Below are 21615 nucleotides of genomic sequence, written 5' to 3'. Positions count from 1 at the left end.
CGCGCTCCTCCCGGGCGGCGTCTCCGCCCGCTCGGGCAGGTTAGGAACGCGGTTCCGGGCGGCGCATCACGCCCGGGAGCGGTCGTCGCCCCCTACCGCGGTACGGTCGCGGACGCGTCGGCACGCACCCTCCCGCCTCCCGCCCGCGCGCTCATCCACCGTTCGGACGGGTTTCGGCCCGTTTCGGCGGGAAGACCCGCCGAAACGCGTCCGAACGAGGGCAGGGTCGACCGCGCGCTCAGCGCGCGGGGCGCACGAGGCCCGTGTCGTAGGCGAACACCACGGCGTGCACCCGATCGCGCAGGCCCAGCTTCTGCAGGATCTTCGACACATGCGTCTTCACCGTCTGCTCGGCGATGAACAGCTCGGCCGCGATCTCCTGGTTCGACCGACCGCGGGCGACGAGCTCCAGCACCTCGCGTTCGCGCGCCGTGAGCTGCGCGAGCAGGTGCTCGTCGACGACCGGAGCCGGCGCGCGCCGGGCGACGTCCTCGATGAGCCGTCGCGTGACGCTCGGCGCGAGCAGCGCGTCGCCCTCGGCGACCACCCGCACGGCGCGCGCCACCTCATCGGGCAGCGCGTCCTTCAGCAGGAACCCGCTCGCGCCCGCGCGCAGCGCCGCGTGCACGTACTCGTCGATGTCGAACGTGGTGAGCATGAGCACCTTCGGCACGTAGTCGCTCGAGCGCGGCGGCGTCTGCAGCGCCGCCGTCGCCTCGATGCCGTTCATGCCCGGCATCCGCACGTCCATCACCACGACGTCGGGCCGCAGCTCGCGCGCGAGGCGCACCGCCTCGGTGCCGTCGACGGCCTGGCCGACGACCTCGATGCCGTCCTGGGCGTCGAGCACCGCGGCGAAACCGGCGCGCACCATCGCCTGATCGTCGGCGACGAGCACGGTGATCGTCACGGGGTCTCTCCTGCCTCCGCGGTCGGCTCGGCGGTCGGCTCGGCGGGCGACTCGACCGGTGCGTCGGCCGCGCCGATCGAGTGCACCGCCGGCAGCACCGCGTACACCCGGAAGCCGCCCGCGTCCGTCGGGCCGGCCTCGAGCGCGCCGGCGACGAGACGCGCCCGCTCGCGCATGCCCCGCAGGCCGTGACCTCGGTCGGCGTCGCCGCCGTCGCCCGGGCGCGAGCTCGAGGCATCCGGCGGGGTGTTCTCGACGTCCACGATCACCGCGCCCCGCTCGCGGTGCACGTCGACCGTCGCGGTCGCGCCGGGCGCGTGCCGCAGCACGTTGCTGAGCGCCTCCTGCACGATGCGATACGCGATCTGGCCGACCAGCTCGCCCCGCAGACGGTCCTCGAGGTGCGCCGTGACCGGCAGCCCGGCGCGTTCGACACTCGCGATGAGGGTCGGCAGCTCGGCGAAGCCCGGCTGCGGCGAGGTCTCGGCCTCGGCATCGGACGTGCGCAGCACGGTCAGCAGTTCGCGCATCTCCGCCATCGCCGCGCGAGCCGTCGCCGCGAGCTCCTCGAACTCGGCGGCGGCGGCGGGATCGAGATCGGGCAGCCGGTACGGCGCGCTGGTCGCCTGCACCTGGATGATCGACATCCGGTGCGCGACCACATCATGCAGCTCTCGAGCGATGCGGGTGCGCTCCTCGGCGACGAGCCGACGCTCGTGCTCGGCGGCACCGACCCGACGCTCCTCGTCGATCGCCGCGGCGAACCGCCGCCGGGTGACCGCGACCGCGCGACCGAGGCCGAGCACGACCGCGGTCACCGACGCGCTCGTGACCAGGTTCGCCACCACCCCGTCGGGCGTCGCCCCGCGATCGGGCAGGAACGAGGCGCCCAGCGGCACCACGATCGCGCCTGCCCAGAGCACGATCGCCGCGAGATCCCGCGCCTGCCAGGCGATGAGCCCCACGAGCATCGACGCCGTCACCATCTGCGGCACGGCCACCGGCCACGGCGCGCCCGCGCTCGCGCCGCCGAGCAGGCCGAACAGCACCTGACCCGCGAGGAACGCGACCACCGCCGCCCACGGCCAGCGCAACGACAGCGGCAGGCTGCCCGCCTGCAGCAGTGCGACCCCGAACGCCGCCGCCACGGGGACCCCGTAGACCGTCGCGTCGATCGGCACGCCGACCGCGAACAGCGTCACCGCGGCCGCCACGGTGACGAACCACAGCAGGATGGCACCGGGCCACGCGTCGCTCTCGATGAGGCGGCGGCGCGGTGACCGGGCGGCGCGCTTCGACTGCGGCGACGGTTCGGCGCGCCCCGGCGAGCGCGACGGTTCGGCCGCGGGCGCGGGTTGTGCCGCGGGCGGCAGCGGCGGCTCTCCGGCGGCCCCGGGCGCCGGCGCCGGCCCCCCGGCGGCGGCGGGCGGCAGCGGCGGCTCGGGGGCGTCGGACGGCTCGGGCGCAACGGTGGCGATCATGTCCCCCACTCTCTCCGCCCGGTCACGGCGGTGCATCCCCCTGCGGAGCCATCCTCGACCCCTACCGTCGTATCGCCTGCGCCGGTCGCCGCGAGCGCACGGCACGCCGGCGAGGCATCCGTCTAGCCCTTCGCGGCCTTGGCCGCCTGCTTCGCCGCCTGCTTGGTGGCGCGCACCTTCGCGAGCGACTCGGGGCTCGTGATGTCGGCGACCGAGCGGAACGACCCCTCCTCGCCGTAGGCGCCCGCCGCTTCGCGCCAGCCCGGGGCATCCAGTCCGCACTGCTTGCCGAGCAGGGCGAGGAAGATGCGCGCTTTCTGGTCGCCGAAGCCCGGCAGCGACTTCAGCCGCTTCAGCACCTCGGCTCCGCTCGGGTCGCCCTGCGTCCAGATCGCGGATGCCTCGCCGCCCCAGTCGTCGCGCACGGCTGCGGCGAGCGCCTGCACGCGCTCGGCCATCGAGCCGGGGTACCGGTGCACCGCCGGCGTCTGCCGGAACACCTCGACGAGCCGATCGGGATCGGTCGCCGCGATGGTCGCGGCGTCGATGGCGCCGAGCCGCTCGCGGATCTTCGCCGGGCCGGCGAACGCGGTCTCCATCGCGACCTGCTGGTCGAGCAGCATGCCCACGAGCAGCGCGAACGCGTCGTCGCTCAGCAGCTCGTCGGCAGCGGTATCACCGGTGATATGCAGTCCCATGCCCCCATCCTCCCACCGGGGCCCGGCGACCCACCCGGGTGGCGTGATGGTGGTGTTCGGCCACATCAGTCGGGCGGCTGCGTTCTCGACTCAGGTACGTCGTTTGGAGGTCACCGCACGCTGCAGCAGCACGAACACGAGCAGGATGCCGCCCGTGATGATCGTCGTCATCTCGGGCGGGATTCCACCGTCGCGGGTGATCAGCACGTTCATCAGGCCGAGCACGAGCGCGCCGACCACCGACCCGAGCACGTAGCCGTACCCGCCGGTCAGCAGCGTGCCCCCGATGACGGTCGCGGCGATCGCGTCGAGCTCCCAGCCGATGCCGGTGATGTTCTGTGCGATGCCCAGACGCGAGGTGTAGACCACGGCGGCGACACCCGACAGGGTGCCACTGATGACGTAGACGAGCACCTTGGTGCGCGGCACGGTGAGGCCCATCAGCGCCGCCGAGTTCTCGGAGCCGCCGATCGCGTACACCGTGCGGCCGGTGCGTGTGCGGTGCAGCACGAAGAACGCGATCAGCACGACGAGGACGGCGATGATCACGCCCGGTGTGACGACCACGTCGTTGACCTTCTCACCGTCGATCACCTTGAACTGCTCGCCGAGCCAGAGGATCGGCGAGTCGTCGGCGAGCCGCTCGGGTTGCGTGCTGAGCAGCGATGCGAGTCCACGGCCGAGGAACATCATGGCGAGCGTCGCGATGAAGGGCTGCACATTGAAGTACTGGATCAGGATGCCGCTGGCGAGGCCGAACGCCGCGCCGATCAGCACCATCAGGAGGATCACGACCCAGGGGTTCCAGCCCGCATTGGCGAGCATGACGCCGGCGACGCTCGAAATCGCGATGACCGATCCGACCGAGAGATCGATGCCGCCGGTGAGGATCACGAACGTCATCGCCACGGCGAGGATGATCAGGTGTGCGTTGTTGATCAGGAGGTTCGACAGCGTGTTGTACTGCACGATGCGGCCGTACGCCACCTCGCCGTAGATCACCATGGCGACGAAGATCACGATCGCCGCGAGCGTGGGCAGCACCGACGGGTTGGACGAAACGACCCGCTTCCCACGGTCGATGAGCTTCGACGCAGCGGATGCCTCGGCCGGCGCGTCGGCGCGAGGGGTCTGTACGGCGGTCATGCCGTCACCTCCTGCTTCTCCTGCTGTGACGGAACGGACTCGGGATCGGGCCGCAGCCGTGGGGGCCTGCGCCGTTGAACGAACCAGCTCCGCAGCCGCTGCGACTGCAGCAGGCACAGCAGGACGATCACGATCGCCTTGAACGCGGGGGTCGCCGACGACGAGATGCCGAGGAACACGATGGTCTTGTCGAGGGTGGCGATGAGCAGTGCGCCGACCGCGGCACCGCCGATCGAGAACTTGCCGCCCGCGAGCGAAGTGCCGCCGATGACGACCGCGAGAATCGCGTCGAGCTCCATCTGGTAGCCGGTGCGAGAGACATCGACCGTCATGACGGTGCCGACCGACATGATGCCGGCAATGCCGGCGAGCACCGCGCTCAGAACATAGACGGTGAGCAACAGGCCACTCGGCTTGATGCCCGCCATGCGACTCGCCTTCGGATTGATGCCGATCGCCTCGATCATGAGACCGAGAGCGCTGCGCCGCACCACGAGTCCGACGATGACGACGATCGCGATCGCGAGGAGGAAGACGACCGGAAGCCCGAGCACGAAGCCGTTCGCGATCCATCGGAACGGCTCGTTGCTCGCCGACGTGTTCTGGCCTTCAGTGATGACCTTTGCGATGCCGCGGCCCGCGAGCATCATGATGAGCGTGCTGATGAACGGTTGCAGGCCGACGTAGGCGACTAGCACGCCGTTGAGCGCGCCGAGCACGGCGCTGACGAGCAGCGCGAGCCCGATGGCTCCCAGCGCCACGCCCACGGAACCCGACTGGCCCGCCTCCTTCATGAAGACCATCGCCACAGCACCTGAGACGGCCATCAACGAGCCGACCGAGAGATCGATACCACCGGTCGCGATGACGAGCGACATGCCGACCGCGATCATGAGGATCGGTGCCGACGCCCGGATGATGTCGATCACGTTGCCGACGAGGTTGCCGTTCGCGGGGTTCACCGTGATGGAGAGATAATTCGGGTCTTTGAGAACGTTGAGGGCGAGGAGCGCGAGGATCGCGATCACGCCCCAGAAGAACGGCTTGCGGATCAGTTCTCGCAGCCAGGCGATTCGAGCTGCTCGGCTCATGATTCCTCCTCCGCCGGGGCGGGAGTATGCGGGGTCGGGTGCAGATCCCCGGTCGGGTGGAGTCCCTCCTCGGCATCGATGATGCCACCCTCGACCGAGGCCTCGACACCGTGCGCCGCGATGACGTCGACGACCTGTTGCGCGGTGACACCGGGACCGTTCACGATCTCCCCGATCTTCTGGTGGTCTTTGAGTACGACGATGCGCTCGCTCAAACGCACGACCTCTTCCAACTCGGACGAGATGAAGACGACCGAGACGCCGTCTTCGGCGAGCTGAGCGACGGCCTCCTGAATCTCGGCCTTGGCTCCGACATCGATGCCGCGCGTTGGTTCGTCGAGGATGAGCAATTCGGGCTTCGTCGCGAGCCAACGACCGAGCAGGACCTTCTGCTGATTGCCGCCCGAGAGGTTTCGGATCAGGCGGTTCGGTTCAGTCGGCCGCACATTCAGCGCGGTGATGTACCGCTGCACGATTTCGTCCTGCTCTTTGCGCGGGATCGGACGGGCCCAACCGCGCTCCGCCTGCACCGCGAGAATCAGGTTCTCGCGCACCGTGAGATCCGCGATGATGCCCTCGTCGCGACGGTTCTCGGTCGAGAAGGCGATGTGCTTGGCGAGTCCATCTGATGGGGACTTGATGTCGATGAGCTTGCCGTGCAGGGTGAGTTCTCCCTGTTCCGCCCGGTCGGCGCCGTAGAGGAGGCGGGCGAGTTCCGTTCGGCCCGAGCCCAGGAGGCCGGCGAAACCGACGACCTCGCCGCGATGGAGGTCGAGGTCGGTGGGCTCGATCGAACCACGACGGCCCACCCCCTTCGCGGTGAGAAGTGGCGCCTCGGTGGCGTAGTCGCGCTCCTCGACACGTCGGTTGCCGCCGAGCGAGGAGAGCGCACCGAGGTCCTTGCCGATCATCGTCGAGATGAGAGCGTGCCGATCGAGGTCGCGCGTGAGGTGTTCGCCCTCGTACCGCCCGTTGCGCAGAATCGTGAGGCGATCGCTGATGGCGTAGATCTGATCGAGGAAGTGCGACACGAAGAGGATCGCGACGCCCTGGTCGCGGAGCGAGCGCATGACCCGGAACAGGCCCTCGACCTCGGCCGCGTCGAGGCTCGACGTGGGTTCGTCGAGGATCAGCACCTTCGCCTTGATCGCCATCGCCCGGCTGATCGCGACGAGTTGCTGCATCGCGATCGACAGGGACGACAACGGCCGGTGCGTGTCGAGATGCTCGAGCCCGAGTCGGGCGAGCGCTTCGGTCGCGGCCGCATGCGTCGCCCGCCAGTTGACGCCGAACACCCCGCGCACCTCGTGGCCGAGCATCACGTTCTCGCCGATCGAGAGATTCGCGACCAGGTTCACCTCTTGGTACACGGTCGAGATGCCGGCGTTCTGCGCATCGCCCGTGCCGTGGAACTGACGTTCCTGACCGGAAACCACGATGGAGCCGCTGTCGATCTTGTAGACCCCGGTGAGGGCCTTGATCAGCGTCGATTTCCCGGCGCCGTTCTCGCCCATCAGCGCGTGGACCTCGCCTTGGAACAGACGGAAATCCACGCCGTCCAGCGCTTTCACGCCCGGGAACTCGATGGAGATGCCGCGCATCTCCACGATGGGTAGAGCTTCACTCATGACAGTCGCATTCTGTGCTCCGACCGCAACGGGGCGACCGGCCGATCAAGATGACGGTGCGGGGTCCCTCGAGTAGCAGACCCCGCACCGAAGGTGCCGTGCGCCGCAGCGTGCTGCGGCGACCCGACCGTCAGTACTCAGTACTTGCGGTCGGCGAGCACTGCCTGGGCAGCCTCGGGCGAATCGAATGCTTCGCTCGGCACGATGATGTAGGACTCGACCGACTCGCCGGCGAGCGTCTTCTTCACGACTTCGAGCGCGGTCTCCCCGAACAGCGGGTTGTACTCGTGCACGAAGCTGAGCTGCCCGTCGGCGAGCGCCTGGATGGCGGCCTTGGTGCCGTCGATCGTGGCGATCTTGACGTCGGTTCCCGGCTTGAGCCCCGCCTCTTCGACCGCCTGGGCTGCACCGAGGCCCATCTCGTCGTTCTGCGCGAAGATCAGCTGGACGTTGTTGTTGTTCGCCTTGAGCAGCGTCTCGGTGACGCTCTTGCCCTCTTCAGCCGACCAGTTCGCGGTCTGCGCCGCAACCTGGACGAGCTTCGACCCCTCGACCGACTGGTTCCAGCCGTCGTTGCGCTCGTTCACGACGCTGACACCGGCCGGGCCCTCGAGCGTGATGTAGTTGCCCCCGTCGGGGAACTGCTCCACCGCCCAGGCACCGACCGCCTTCGCGACCTCGACGTTGTCGGGGGCGATGCGGGTGACGTAGAGGCTCGTGTCGTCGGGCTCGATGCCGCGGTCGAGCAGGATGACGGGGATCTCCGCCTCCTGCGCACGCTCGAGCGAGTCCTCCCAGCCGGATGCCTCGGTGGCCGACAGGAGGATGACGTCGACGCCCTCGTCGACGAACGACGTGAAGGCGTCGATCTGCGACTTCTGGTCGAGGTTGGTCGCCGGTGCGTACTTGAGGTCGAAGCCGGCCTCTTCGGTGAAGGTGTCCTGGATGTTCGTCTCGTTCGCCTCGCGCCAGGCGCCCTCGGGGCCGACCGCCACGAAGCCGATGGTGGTGAGTTCGCCCTCACCACCGCCGGATCCGTTGTCGCTGTCGCCGCCCCCGGTCGCGCATGCGGCCAGGCCGATGGTGAGGGCGCCGACGGCCGCCAGGCCGAGGACCTTCGTGAACCGCCTCTGAACTGACATGTGATCTCCTCCTTGAGATCCGGCACGGGTGCGCCGGCTACGGAAGTCCGCCGTGCGGACGTTCGAGTGATTGCGGGATGCCCGGTGCATCCGCTGGCAAGATGTTACCGGGAACAAAATCCGGAACGCAAGCCGCGTTGTTCCCGGAAACATAACATTCCGGTACAGGTTGCGGAAGAACGGATGCTATGCGTCGTCTTCGTCGTCGGCCGCGATCATCTCGATGATCGTGTCGACGCTCAGTCCCGGTCCGTTGCTCACCTCGCCGATCTTCCGGCGGTCCTTGAGGATCGCGATGCGATCGCTGAGCCGAACGACCTCATCGAGCTCGGAGGAGATGAAGACGACCGCCACGCCCGCGCGCGCCATTTCGGCCACGCGGGCCTGGATCTCGACCTTCGCGGCGATGTCGACGCCGCGCGTCGGCTCGTCGAGCACGAGAACGTGCGGGTTCGTGGCAAGCCAGCGCGCAAGCAATACCTTCTGCTGGTTCCCGCCCGAGAGCTGCTTGGCGGGCACCCCGGGGCCGGGAGCGACGATGAACAGCGACTCCATGAACCGATCGACGAGTGCATCGCGCTCGGCGCGCGAGATGGGCCGCGCCCAACCTCGGATTCCCTGCAGCGCGAGGATGATGTTGTCGCGCACGCTCAGCTCTTCGATGATGCCGCCGTCGCGACGATCCTCGCTCGCGAAGGCGATACGACGTCGCAGCGCCGCCGCCGGATTCGAGAGGGCGACCCGGACGCCGTCGATCTGAATCGTGCCCGTGTCGTGCCGCACCACTCCGGCGAGGAGTTGCCCGAACTCACTCCGCCCGGAGCCGCGCAATCCTCCGAGACCGACGACCTCGCCACGGTGCAGTTCGAAATCGGTCGGCTGGAACTCACCGCGCCGACCGACGTCGATCGCTTTGAAGACCGGCTCGCCCGTGGGATCGGCGCGGTGCGCGCGGCGCTCCGAACCGATACGGCGCAGCTCGGTCAGATCTTTGCCGATCATCTTCGATATGAGTACTGCCCGGTCGAGTTCCCGGGTCGGATACTCGCCCTGCCCCACGCCGTCGCGCAGCACGGTGATGCGGTCGCTGATCGCGTAGACCTGCTCGAGAAAGTGCGAGACGAAGAGGATCGCCACGCCGTGGTCGCGAAGCCTCCGCAGCGCCCGGAACAGGGTCGCCACCTCCTCGGCGTCGAGGCTCGACGTGGGTTCATCGAGGACGAGCACCTTCGGATGCGTGACCATCGCACGCGCGATGGCGACGAGCTGCTGTATCGCGGGCGACAGCGTCGACACTGCACGCCGGGGATCGAGATCGCCGAGCCCGAGTTCATCGAGCACCGCGACCGCTCGGCGCCGCGTCCGGCCCCAGGAGATGCCGTACCACCGGCGTTCCTCATGACCGATCATCACGTTCTCGGCGATCGAGAGGTTGCCGCACAGATCGACATCCTGGAATGCGGCCGCGATGCCGGCCGCCCCAGCCTCGGCCGGACCGGAGAGGACGACCTGCTCCCCCGAGATGTACAGGTCGCCGGCGCTAATGCGGTACGCACCTGTGAGCGCCTTGACGAGCGAGGACTTGCCCGCGCCGTTACCGCCCATGAGCGCGTGGATCTCGCCCGGGTGCAGGCTCAGATCGACGTCGCGCAGCACAGCCGTACCATCGATCTCGACGGTGATCCCCGTCATCTCGACGACCGGCCGCCGGGAGGCATCCGAAGTGGTCATCGGACCCTCGGCGATGCCGTCGACGAGCGTATGACCAGCTCACTCGGAATCTTCGATCGCTGCGGGATCTCGCGCCCCTCGAGTGCGGCACGCAACACCTCCATCGCTTTGATCCCGAGCGCGTGGAAGTCCTGTCTGACCGTCGTGAGGGGCGGGATGAAGTGCCGCGAAAGCGGCAGATCATCGAACCCGACGACGCTGACGTCCTCGGGCACGCGAATGCCCCGGTCGTGGAAGCCGTGCACGACCCCGAATGCCATCTCGTCGTTCGCGACGAACATGGCTGTGTACTCGGGGATCCCCTTGAGGTTCACCGCGTAGTCGTAGCCGAAGTCCGCGGTCCAGTCGCCGACGACGATCGGCCGCGCCTTCACCCCCCACTGCTCGATGCGCGTGTGGAAGGCGCGCTCGCGGCCGCGGGCGTCCAGCCAGTCGAGGGGCCCGGCGAGGTGCAGGATGTCGCGGTGCCCCAGAGACACGAGATGGTCGACGGCGAGCGTCGTGCCGAGCTGCTGGTCGACACTTACGGTGAGGAAGTTCGGGTCCTTCGCAGCCTTGACGACGAGCACGGGCACGTCGATCGAGATGCGACGCAGGGCGGATACCGAAGACGAGCGCGGGGCGACGATGCAGAGTGCGTCGACGCCTTCGGCGATCAGATGACTCACGGCTCCCTCCGGCGTCAGGTTCTCGTCGTCCTGCACGGCCACCGAGGCCACGGAGTAGCCGCCCGATCGCGCGGCCAGCTCGATGCCGCGCAGCGTGCTGGTGGGCCCGAACTCCACGGAACTGTCTACGATCACGCCGATGCGCTGCGTGCGCTGGGTTGCCAGCGCACGCGCCGCGCTGTTCGGCTTGAAGTCCAGCTGCTGGATGACGTCGAGGACGCGCTGCCGGGTGGCGGGGCGGATGTTGGGATGCCCGTTCAGCACCCGCGAGACGGTCATGTGCGACACGCCGGCGAGCGCGGCGACCTCGCGGATGCCGAGCTTCTCGGGGCGCATCCCCGTCTCGAGGTCACTCACGCGCACCAGCCTATGGGTTCGGCGTGATCAGCGAGCCACGTTCACGACGCCCCTCTTCGCGTGCCGCCGACACCATCGCGTCGACCCGGCGCTTCGAGCGGCCCCGTCGCCAGACGAGCGCGAGCACGAGGAGCGCCAGCCCCGCGAGCACCAGCAATTGAGGCCACGGCATCGCCCATACGAACAGCGATGCCGAACTCGGCGCCACCGTCGTCATCGCGCCGTCTGCGGTGGTCACGGTCGGCGAGACGGTGACTTCTCCGGGAAACATGAACAGCGGCCATACCCTGTCGATCTCGACCGTGAAGACATGCCCCTCGCCCGGCAGAACGTCCTGGGCGCGGTCGGTCGATGCGGGGAATGCGGTCTCGTGCCCGGCGATCGCGACCATCCCTCCGAGCGAGAGCCGGGTGTTGCCCTCGTTCACCACCTCGAACGAGACGGTGATGTCGCCGGGCCGGAGGGGGTTCCACGAGGTGCGGTAGTCGGCGATCACGTGCCCGACCGAGAGTGCCGGCGCGAGTTCGCCCGCGACCCTGGTCATCACGCGGAACCCGACCCGGCTTTCGATGCCGACCGAGGCACCGTCACCCGAACTGGTCGACATCACCGAGGCGGCGATGCCGGCGGCATGGTCTCCCGGCTCCGCGTTCCCGGGAACCGAGATCGTGAACGGCACGACGACTGTGTCTCCCGCGGCGACGGTGACCGAGTCCGGCAGGGCGATCCAGGTGCCCGAATCGACCGATTCCCGGTCCGACGACAGCATGTCGAAACGGCCGTTGTCGTTGTAGAAACCGTCCGCGGCCGACAGCGCGAACGTTGCCGCTTCGCCGCCGAGGTTGCGCACTGCGAAGAAGTCGTCGATGCTCCGGCCCGCCTCGATCTCGTGCTCGACCGAGAAACGGCCGTCCGGCCCGTCGGCGCCGGCGGGCGCCACCGACCACGAGACGGGCGGCTCGTCCGCCGCTGCGGCCGACGAGGTGCCGGCGAGCACGCCGCCGGCACCGACCGAGAGAAGGACGGCGATGGCGGCGATCACCCGGGAACAGAGTGGCGCGACCACGTGCTCAGGGTGCGTCTTCATCGGAATAGTCAGCGAACGCAGCACCCTTGCTCATCATCTCTCCAGTTCCTCGGCCGGGACCAGCCGAACCTCTCCGTGCCAGCCCCGGGCTGGTACGCCTGACAACACGGCTCAGATCACGACCGAGGTCGGCATCCTCGCCGAACATGTACGACCCGACCACAGGCCAGGAACTCCCTTCCGAAATGTTACCGGAAACACCCGACGCATGGGGCAACCGATCCGTTCCGGCCGCTGGTGTGGACACACCTCACCGGCAGCTGGCGGCGGCGAACAACGACGACGACTGGTTCCCTTCGGAGGCGGGCCCCACGACGGCGCTGACACTGCCAGGCGAGATCTCCGCCTGACGGGTGACGAACACCTGACTCGCGTTCGTGCTCGCGGCGATCGTCACCGCCGTCTTGTCGCCGTAGGGGGTGAGCACGTCGACCGAGACCTCCGTCTCCGTCGTGTTCTTCACGGTGGTGGCCAGCACGACACGACCCGCGACGCACCGCGTCGTCGCCGTGATCTGCACGGATGGGTCCGCGACGGTGACGAAGACGTCGAACGTCGCCGTCTCGGTCACCCCGGCGACCGTGAACGACGCGGTCACTTGCTGCGCCCCCGTGGTGTTCGGGTCGTACCCCGACACGGTGTACCCGCCGAAGCCCTCCGTGATCTCGATGCCGGGCTGGCCGTCCGAGTAGGCGGCCTCGAGCTCCAGCCCGGTGAGGTCGAGCGCCTCGCCGGCGACGTACGTCGTCTTCGCGGGCGCCGTCTTCACGGACAGTCCCTCCAGCTCGGCGCCGCGGAAGGCGGCGTGCTCGGCCGCCGTGGCGGCGAACACATGGCCGTGGGCGGCGCGCGGCGCGCGCTGGCCGGTGAACTGCGGCGGGTTCCACTTCAGCGACGCGGCGAAGTCGCCGCTGGCGATGTCGGTCGCGAAGTACGGCTGCAGCCCCTGATGCCGGGTGCCGTCCGTGCCCGTCCAGCCGCCGTCGGCCATCAGGTAGAAGCCCTGGCCGTTCACGTCGCCCGCGTTCGCCTTGACCATGTTCGGACCCTCGTTGTACGAGGCGGTCCCGAGGCCGGCCCCGTTGATGGCGTCGATCGTGAGGCATCCGCCGAGCAGCTCCCAGTCCTCGGCCGGCGCCAGGATCGACGTGGATCGCTCGATGTACAGGTCGGTGGTCGTCTGCGCGCAGTCGGGGTAGAGGCGATCGAAGATCTTGTCCCACCGATCCTGCACGGCGCGGTAGTAGTAGCCGTCGTCGGGGTTGAACACGATCATCGGGTCGAGGTTCCCGAAGCCCTTGTCCCACGCGCAGCCGTCCGTGCCGCACCGGTCGTACATCCGCTTCGAGTCCGAGAAGTGCACGAAGTCGCGGGTCGTCACGTAGTAGGTGACGTTGCGGCCCCACTTCAGCGAGTCCGTCTCGCGGCGGTTGGGGTCGTTCGGATCCGTCGTGTAGTACGTGCCGTCGGCGTAGATCGCCGACGACCAGTACACGACGTACTGCTGGATCTCGGGGTCCCAGATCGCCTCGGGCGCGAACGTCATGCCGGTCTCGGGCGACGTGTTCACGTTGATGTGGCGCTGGTTCGACCAGGTCTTCAGGTCGTCGGACTCCCACACCTCGATGGCCCGGCTGCCGCCCGTCTGCGCCCAGCCCCATCCGCCCTTGGCGTTGAACTGCGGGTCCTGCGTCCACAGGTCGGTGGCGACCATGTAGTACTTGTCGCCCTCGGGCGAACGCACGATCGACGGGTCGCGCAGGCCCGTCGACCCCAGCCCGGACGTGAACATCGGGTCGCCGCCGTTCGTGGCCTCCCACGTCAGGGCGTCGTTGCCGACGCTGGTCGCGCCGTAGATCTTCTCCGACGCCGAATTCTGGAACGTCACCATCCCGTACCCCTTCGGGTCGGCGAGCTCGCCGACGGCGGGGCGCACGGTCAGCTGGATGTCACGACAGCCGTGGATGTAGACGACGGTCGTGCACGCCGTCATCGTCACCACCGCCGGCTGCCCGTCGGTCGGTCGCGTGACGACCCCGGCGGCGATCTCGCCCTCGGCCTCGTCGGTGACGACGGCCGGGTCGGAGGACTGCCAGTCCACCGCGAATCCGCCGACCTCCGGCGGCAGGTAGACGCTCCCCCGCACGTCGCCCACGTTCGGGATCTCGATCTGCGCCAGGAGCTCCGCCGCCTCGTTGCCTGCGGCGGCACCCGCCGCACCCGCCCCCGCCGACACCAGCACCGACGCCAGCAGCGCGGCCGCCGCCGCACCGCCGACGATGCGGCCGGATCGAGCAGCCCCGCCACGCCTGCTGCGCTGCAGGCTCAAGAACGCACTCATGCTCTCCTCATCTCATTCGTCCCCCTTCATGGGCGGAAGCGGCTGCGGGCGGTGGAACACTCCACCGCCCGCATCCGCTCCCTAGCCGCAGCTCGCGGCTGCGTACTGCACCGTCACCGCCTCGCCCGCGTCGGGCGTCACGGTCACCTCCCCCGCCGGGATGCTCGCCCGGCGCGTCGTGAACGACTGCGACGCGGCGGCGCCGGCCGCGATCGACATGTTCGCCTTCGCGCCGTAGGACGTCTCGACCGTCGCGATCACCGGCTCGTCCGACACGTTCCGGACCGTCGTGACGAGCACCTCCTTGCCGGCCACGCAGCGGGTCGTCACGGTCGCCTCCAGGGTCGGCGCGGACGCCTCCCCCTCGCGGATCGTCACGGTGTAGCTCGTCTTCGACGTGTGGTCCTGCGCGAACGAGTCGATCGTCAGCACGGTGTCCTCGCCACCGGCGAGCGGCACCTCGCGGGGTTTCGTGTCGTCGATGAGGATGTCGCCGACCTTGACGAGTCCGCTCGCCTTGACCGGGTCGGCGTCGAAGCTCACCGCCTCCGTGCCCTCGGGCACCGTCAGGACGTACTCGGTGCGCGAGGGCTCGAACGCGTGATCGAGCGTGCCGCCGGTGAAGGTGAGCGCCTTCAGGGTCGACGTCGTGTCGTACTCCTGCGGTCGGCTGGTGGCGATGCCGAACACGCCGCCGGCGAAGCCGCCGGTGGCCTGGAAGCGGACCGTCACGACGGGGATAGGGTCGCCGTGCTCGTCGCGAACCTCGTTGCCGAGGGCGTCGACCTTGTGTCGCACGTTCGGGCCCGTGATGTGCTCGTCGGGGATCCGGTCGACCTGCTGGTAGAACCGGCCGGCGCCCGCCGCGTTCGTGATGCGCTCCGTCTTCAGCTTGACGTCGTTGACGTACAGGTCGAACGTGCGCCCGTTGTCGCCCGAGTAGTAGGTGACCGCCAGGTGGTTCGGCAGCGCCTCGGGGTCGACCTCGAGGTCCCAGCTGAACCATCCGGTGTCGCTCGCGTCGCGGTACTGGCGCCCGTTGAAGGTGCCCACCGTCGAGTTGCCCGACGACTTCTTGTTCTTCTCCGCTTCGAAGTTGTTGTTGTCGAAGGTCGTCAGCGAGTCGATGTACATCTCGGAGACGCGGGTCTCGAGCTTGGCGTCGAGGATGCGCTGCTGCGCCGCCGGCGAATCGGGCGACTCGACCGTCACGTAGAGCGCATACCGCTCGTCGTGGCGCAGGTAGTGCGGGGTGAACAGCGTGCCGTCGGCATTCGAGGTGCCGTGCACCTCGAACTGCACCTGCCCGTCGGCCGAGTCCTCGATCCGCTGGAGGTGGGTCTCGACGGCGCCGATCCAGTCTGCGGAGGTGCCCCTCGCGACGACCAAGGTCGAGAGCGCGTCCGGGTCCAGCCGCGGCACGCGCACCCCGATGCCGACCGGGGTGTAGGCCGAGAGGTTCTTCGTGCCGACACCGGCGCTGAGCAGCATCGGTCCGTACTTGAACGCCACGAAGTCGGGGTTGTCGGGGGTGGCGATCGCGACGACCCTCATCGGCATCCGGTAGGTGACGCGATCCCCGGCCTCCAGCCCGGTGAGCATGACGTAGCCCTCGACGATCTCTGGGTCGATCTCCGAGCCGTTGACCGTGACGGTGGGGGCTCCGCCGATCCACTCGGGCACCCGCAGCCGCAATTCGGCATCGGATGCCACGGAGCCGCCGTCGGCGGCCGCGATGTCGAACGTCACCGTGTCGCTGTTCGGCATGTCGGCCGACTGTGTCACCTTCAGGTTCGCCCTCCCGTACGAGAACGACGAACTGAAGAACATGTTCACCCACACCGATCTGGAACCGGTGAAGTAGATCGAATCGCCGAGCTTCGAGAAGTTCTCCATGCCCGAGCCGGTGCAGCACCAGAAATCGGTGAACGGCATCGAGTACAGCTTCGTGTAGCCGGGTGCCATCGCCTGGAAGTAGGTCGTCATCCCGGTGTCGGGGTTCTGCGACGAGAGGATGTCGTTGATGTACGCGGTCTCGTAGAAGTCCGCGTACTTCACGTCCCGGGTCAGCTTGAACAGCTCGCGCGAGAGCTTGAGCATGTTGTACACGTTGCAGGTCTCGGCGGTCTGCGGGTTGCCGACCTCGCCCATCTGGGTGGCGTACTGGTACAGCGTGTCCGGCCCGTGGAAGTGCTCCGACTGGCTGTTCGCACCCGTCGCGTAGCTGTGGTGCTCCGTCACGATCCGCCAGAAGTTCTGCGCAGCCGTCAGGTACATGCCGAGCTCCTGCTGCTCGGTCGCCGTCAGCATGGCGGCGTGGTCGGGGTTCTGCGTGAACACCGTGTACCGCTTCAACGCGCCGATGATCTTCGGGATCATCGTGTTCGCATGATTCCCGCTGAGGAAGTCCTCGCCCGCGGCGAGCCGCTGGAAGAGGCGGATGTCGTCGAATGCCTCCGCCGCGACCTTGACGTGCGGGTTGCCGGTCAGATCGAACAGCTCGTACAGCGCCTCGTTCATGCCGCCGTACTCGGTGCCGCGCATCTGCGCCTTGTGCTGCAGGGTCGACATGCGGCCGTAGAGGTACTCGCCCCAGCTCTCCGCCACGGTCAGCGCGCGTTCGCCGAGCGCCTCCGGGGCGTAGCGCACGACGTCGAGCAGGCCTGCGAGCACCTTGTGCAGGTTGTAGTACGGCACGATCACGGGGTCGTCGGAGGTTCCCCGACCTTCGACCGCATCGAGGGCCGACGGCCGGAACGGCGCGAGGTAGCCCTCCTGCGCGGTGCCGTCGTAGGAGGCCTGCACCTCTTCGAGCCCCGAGACGGCGGCGTCGATCTGCGCGAGGAGGTCCTGCTTGGTCTGCGGATCCGTCGCCGCCGCATACGACATCGACAGCGCCGAAATGTAGTGGCCGAACGCGTGACCGCGGAAGTTCTGGTTGCTGCTCCCGTTCTCCCAGCCGCCGTAGCCGCTCGTCGTGGGCGGAGTGAGGCCGGCGGTCCGGTAGAACCAGTACAGGAACTTGTCGGAGCTCAGCGAGAGCAGGTACTCGTGCTCCTTCGCCATGCCGTTCGCGAGGTAGTCGTCCGAGAGCAGCACCTCGAGGCCGGAGTCGGAGAGGGTCTCGGTGGGCGCGTTCACCACGACCGCGAAGTCCCTCGTGGTGGCCGGACCGCCCGCGTATCGGACGGTGGCCGTCAACGTCACCGTCACATCGTCGGCTCCCTCTTCGGGGAGGTGCACGGTGCCGTCCGCCTCGATCACCGACGGGTCCGACGACGACCAGGTGATGTCCGAGCCGCGGCTGCCCGTGGTCTGCAGGGCGAGGCTGACGAGCGTCGACTCGGGCACGTTCAGGTCTCCGGCGTCGTCCCGGGCGATCTGCTCCTTGTCGATCGTGCCGCCTCCTGCCTCGTAGAGCGCGGCGACGTCGTGCACGTCGGCGGCCCCGGCGTAGAGCGCGTACTCGTCGAGGGTGGTGTGCAGGAAGGCGCCGTTGTAGTTCGGGCCGTTGTACCCGATGGTCTTCGGGACCGCCGCTCCGGCGTCGATGACGCCCGACGCGGTTTCGCCGACCGGGTACGCGACGTTGGTCTGCACCCGCACGCCGTTGCGGTAGATGAGCACCGCCTTGGAGGTCGCGTCGAAGGTGATGACCACGTGCGTCCACTGGCCGACGGGGAAGAATTGCGACCTGGTCAGGCCCTGGGCCGCCACTTTGTACGGCTGCCCGGTGGACGGTCCGATCGAGACCGCCAGCGGCGAGGTGTCGCTCTCGGAGGAGACGTAGAAGCCGTCGCTGTTGTAGGCGGTCTTGTTCCAGGTGATGATCTCCTCGCCGCTCATCGCCGTGTCGGGGTGCAACCAGAACGACAGGCTGAGGCTCTGCGGCAGCAGCGTCTCGCTGCTGCCCAGGTCGAGGTAGGTGGACCCGCTCAGCTTGATCGCCGAACTGCCGTCGACGACGCCGTCGACGAAGGCGGCGCTCGGCACACCGCCGTTCGGGGACTTCAGCTGCACCGGGTGGGCGAACTCGCTCGAGTCGGTGACGTCGCCCTCGAATCCGAGGTCGAGTACGGGCGGGCCGACCGACAGGGCGCTCTCCGCGTATGCGATCGTCGCCGCGGCCGTGGCCAGGAACAGCCCGACCGTGACCGACGAGATCGCGCGGATCGCGCGCGTCCGAGGCGACGCGGATGTCGTCGGGTTCATGTGATGCGCTCCTGCTTCCTCGTTGAAGGGATCGACGTGCTCCTGGTCGGCGGGGCGCGATCCCGGACCATCCGGGATCGCGCCCCGCCGGCGGTCAGCCGCAGTTGGCGGCTGGGTACTCCACGGTCACCGCGTCGCCCCCCTCGGGCGTCACGGTCACCTCCCCCTCGGGCATGCTCGCCCGACGGGTGGAGAAGGACTGCGACACGGGCTCGCCGGGCTCGAGCGCCACGTTCGCCTTCGACCCGTACGCGGTCTCGACGGTCGCGGTCAGCGGGCCGTCGGTCTCGTTCGTGACCGTCGCCACCAGCACCTCCTTGCCCGCCACGCAGCGCGTGGTGGTCGCGACGCTCACGTCGGGGGCGCCGCCGGTTCCGTCGGCGAGCACCGCCAGGCGCGCGAGCTGCAGGCTCAGCGCCCGCTCGGGCGCGTCGATCTGGTTCTGCGTGCCGAGGGTGCCCGACCGCGCGGACGTGGCCGCCGTCAGGACATTCTGCAGCTCCTCCCACTCGGCCGCCGGGTAGTCCGCCGGGTCGAGGGTCGCCGCGTGGGCGATCGCCGCATCGAGGTCGGTGGTGTCGAGCGGAAGGCCCTGGGAGGTCAGGGTGTCGCTCAACAGGAAGTGGTCGAAGTCCACGTGGCCGCCGGCCTCGAGGGTCGCGTAGTCGAACAGGCCGACCCGGTGGCCCATGAAGTGCGAGAGCGTTCCGTCGAGCGTCTGGGGGCCGACGCGATCGCCCAGCTTCGTCCACGTGAGGCCGTCGAGGCTGTAGAAGAAGGTCGTCCACAGCTGCCCGGTCGGCGAGGCGAAGTCGAGGTCGGCCTTCAGGTGCACCTCGGACGCCGAGCCCAGGGTTGCCATCGTGCCGGGGAGGAACGCCTCGATCGCGTCCTGGTCGATCGTGGCCGCGAAGGGCTGCACACGGTTCACCACCCCGACGGTGTTCACCCCGTCGACGCGCTTGACGGCGACGTAGGAGAACCCGCGGTTGTACGCGGCGAGCCCCGCGACATCCCCGTCCTTCATGCCCGAGATGTCGAGCTTGGTCTCCACCGACTGCCGCGGCCCGAAGGTGCGCTGCGAGAGGGTGTTCCGCGCCTCCTCGAGGTAGGTGAGCTCGTCGTCGTTCGCGAGCTTCCAGTGCTTGAAGTCGCCCGTAACGGTCTTGCCGGTGGTGAGTCGGAGCCAGCCCTCGCGATCGGTCAGCGACCAGTACCGGTTGTCGGGCGCGTGGTTCCACTCCCACTGGAGGGCCAGGCGCGATCCGTTTGGCGCGATCTCGCCCGCGTTGGGGAGTTCGACCTCGCTCGCACGCCCCCGCAATGACAGGTCGTCCACCGTGAAGTCCATGAGGTGGGTGTCGGGCGCGGCCTGCGCGTTCGCGTTGCTCGTCCACGGCGTCTCGACGAAGATCCGCATCGACGAGAGCGACTGGCTGGCCGGCACGTTGAAGCTGCCCGAGATGGTCGCCCACGCTCCGCGGGTCGCCGTCACTGTGGCGAGGTTCGTGAACGTGCTGCTGCCGTACCGCGCCGTGATGAAGAATTGCTTCGTCGCCGGGCTGAGCGGGTTGTCGTACTTGATCTTCGCCGAGATGTCGTACGTGACGTCGTGCTGCACCTTCCCGGACACGTCCTGGGCCGGACCGGAGCCCGTGGTGGTGCGCCCCGTCACCCGCAGCGCTCCCGCCCCCGACGTGGCATCCGTCGTCGGAGTGATCGTCGCCGTGTCGTTGACGGTCCACCCTTCGGCGCCGTTCTCGAACCCGGGGTTCTGGAAGAGCTCGACGCCGATGAGCGACTCGTCGACGTCGGGACCCTCTGGGATGGTCCAGTCCTCGTGCATGTAGGCACGGTCGGGAGCGTCGTTGGTGAAGTCGTCGGAGACGACGAGGCTCTTCTGTCGCTCGTACCGCTCCTCCTCGGGGCTGAGGCGGATGTGCTTCGCGAACGTGCCGTTGACCGGGACGCTGCCGTTGTCGCCGAACACGGGCCAGCCGTCCTCGCCCCACGTCGCGGGGATGAGCGCCGGGATGCGCCCGATCGGGAAGTTGTCGCGGAAGAAGAAGCCGTCCCAGTTGACGTTGCCGTCCTCGTCCTCGACCGGCACGAGGCTCCCCTGTGCGAAGCCGCTGGAGTTCAGCACGCCCTTCGCCTCGTACGGGTTGCTGCCGTCCTCGGTCGAGTACCGGCCGAGCAACTGGTCGGAGCGGAACAGGACGACCTGGCGGCTCTGGCCCGACGGCCAGGTGATGATGACGATGTAGTACTTGCCGTCGATGTACTGCACCTGCGCGCCTTCGAAGAGCCCGCCGACCGGCGCGCCGGGGTAGTCCGCCGGCCTGATGATCTGCGAGTAGGTCTCGAGAACCTGGGTGAAGTCGTCGCTCAGCCGCACGGCGCTCGTCGAACCGGACCCGTAGAAGATGTACGGGGTGCCGTCGAGATCGAAGAACAGCGACGGGTCGTGGTAGGTGCCAGGCAGTTTCACGCGGTCCCAGCTGCCCGCGTCAATGTCGTCGGTGGTGTAGAGGTACGACCCGCCGAGGTTGTTCGTGTTGAACGCGACGTACCATCTGCCGTCGTGATAGCGCAGCGACGAGGCCCACTGGCCTTGGCCGTACGAGGTCTGACCGTTGCGCAGCGATGACGAGTCGCTGATGTCGGCACGGTCGAAGACGTAGTTGACGATCTCCCAGTTCACGAGATCGTAGGACTTCATGATCGGCGCCCCGGGGCTGAGGTGCATCGTGGTGCTGATCATGTAGTAGATATCGCGACCCTCGTCGTTCTCAGCGGCGGGAAGACGCTCGACCGAGACGTCGGGGACGTCGGCGTTGAACAGGGGCACGCTGTAGGTGCCGTCGCCTTTGTCGGTCGAGGTATACGAGGAATCGGGGTTCCACCCCTCGGGTGCCGCCTGGGCGGGCTCGCTCATCAGCAGGCCGGCACCGACCACGGCGGCGGCGACGATGGCGGTGGAGCGCATGACGACGCCGCTTCGGGCGTCGAGCGCGCGGTGTCCGCGCGCGGTCGTGCCCGATGCGAGTCGAGCGAACGGGTGCAGTGCCTTCGACAACGTTGTCTCCTCAATCCATGCGGATGGCGAGTGTCACTGTTGCG

The 21615-nt window shown here is 68.6% G+C and carries 13 protein-coding genes; all 13 read right to left on the bottom strand.

Going from position 1 to position 21615, the window contains the following annotated elements:
- Positions 1-238: 238 nt before the first annotated feature.
- Positions 239-910 carry a response regulator gene (locus MTO99_RS18030; protein ID WP_243555559.1) on the bottom strand — a complete coding sequence of 224 codons (672 nt, stop codon included), beginning with the start codon at positions 908-910 and terminating at the stop codon, positions 239-241.
- Positions 907-2391 carry a sensor histidine kinase gene (locus MTO99_RS18025; RefSeq protein WP_243555558.1) on the bottom strand — a complete coding sequence of 495 codons (1485 nt, stop codon included), beginning with the start codon at positions 2389-2391 and terminating at the stop codon, positions 907-909. Before MTO99_RS18025 ends, MTO99_RS18030 begins: the two co-directional genes overlap by 4 nt.
- Before the next feature lie 122 nt (positions 2392-2513).
- Entirely contained in the window at positions 2514-3089 is a 576-nt protein-coding gene (locus tag MTO99_RS18020) for an HhH-GPD-type base excision DNA repair protein (protein WP_243555557.1), read from the bottom strand.
- 90 nt (positions 3090-3179) lie between these two features.
- Positions 3180-4235, bottom strand: coding sequence for an ABC transporter permease (locus MTO99_RS18015; protein ID WP_243555556.1), 1056 nt, complete (start codon positions 4233-4235; stop codon positions 3180-3182).
- On the bottom strand, positions 4232-5326 hold the full coding sequence (locus MTO99_RS18010; protein WP_243555555.1) for an ABC transporter permease: 1095 nt from the start codon (positions 5324-5326) through the stop codon (positions 4232-4234). The genes MTO99_RS18015 and MTO99_RS18010 overlap by 4 nt, the downstream gene beginning before the upstream one ends.
- Complete coding sequence (locus tag MTO99_RS18005; protein ID WP_243555554.1) at positions 5323-6954, bottom strand: sugar ABC transporter ATP-binding protein; 1632 nt, start codon at positions 6952-6954, stop codon at positions 5323-5325. The genes MTO99_RS18010 and MTO99_RS18005 overlap by 4 nt, the downstream gene beginning before the upstream one ends.
- A 137-nt stretch (positions 6955-7091) precedes the next feature.
- Entirely contained in the window at positions 7092-8096 is a 1005-nt protein-coding gene (locus tag MTO99_RS18000) for an ABC transporter substrate-binding protein (protein ID WP_243555553.1), read from the bottom strand.
- 186 nt (positions 8097-8282) lie between these two features.
- Positions 8283-9827 (bottom strand): sugar ABC transporter ATP-binding protein, encoded by a 1545-nt coding sequence (locus MTO99_RS17995; RefSeq protein ID WP_243555552.1) that lies wholly within the window; start codon positions 9825-9827, stop codon positions 8283-8285.
- Positions 9824-10831, bottom strand: a complete 1008-nt coding sequence (locus tag MTO99_RS17990; protein WP_256461054.1) for a LacI family DNA-binding transcriptional regulator — start codon at positions 10829-10831, stop codon at positions 9824-9826. The genes MTO99_RS17995 and MTO99_RS17990 overlap by 4 nt, the downstream gene beginning before the upstream one ends.
- A gap of 31 nt (positions 10832-10862) precedes the next feature.
- Positions 10863-11939: a DUF916 domain-containing protein gene (locus MTO99_RS17985; protein WP_243555550.1), complete on the bottom strand. Its 1077-nt coding sequence runs from the start codon at positions 11937-11939 to the stop codon at positions 10863-10865.
- 250 nt (positions 11940-12189) lie between these two features.
- The gene (locus tag MTO99_RS17980) at positions 12190-14280 is read right to left on the bottom strand and encodes a bacterial Ig-like domain-containing protein (RefSeq protein WP_243555549.1); all 2091 of its coding nucleotides are present in this window, start codon (positions 14278-14280) and stop codon (positions 12190-12192) included.
- Between the two features lie 81 nt (positions 14281-14361).
- The gene (locus tag MTO99_RS17975) at positions 14362-18492 is read right to left on the bottom strand and encodes a beta-L-arabinofuranosidase domain-containing protein (protein WP_243555548.1); all 4131 of its coding nucleotides are present in this window, start codon (positions 18490-18492) and stop codon (positions 14362-14364) included.
- 94 nt (positions 18493-18586) lie between these two features.
- On the bottom strand, positions 18587-21571 hold the full coding sequence (locus MTO99_RS17970) for a family 43 glycosylhydrolase (protein ID WP_243555546.1): 2985 nt from the start codon (positions 21569-21571) through the stop codon (positions 18587-18589).
- Between the last annotated feature and the right edge of the window lie 44 nt (positions 21572-21615).

The sequence above is a fragment of the Agromyces larvae genome, assembly GCF_022811705.1.
GTDB lineage: Bacteria > Actinomycetota > Actinomycetes > Actinomycetales > Microbacteriaceae > Agromyces > Agromyces larvae.
The sequence above is the reverse complement of the archived record's forward strand: the minus strand, read 5'-3'. Positions and strand labels throughout refer to the sequence as shown.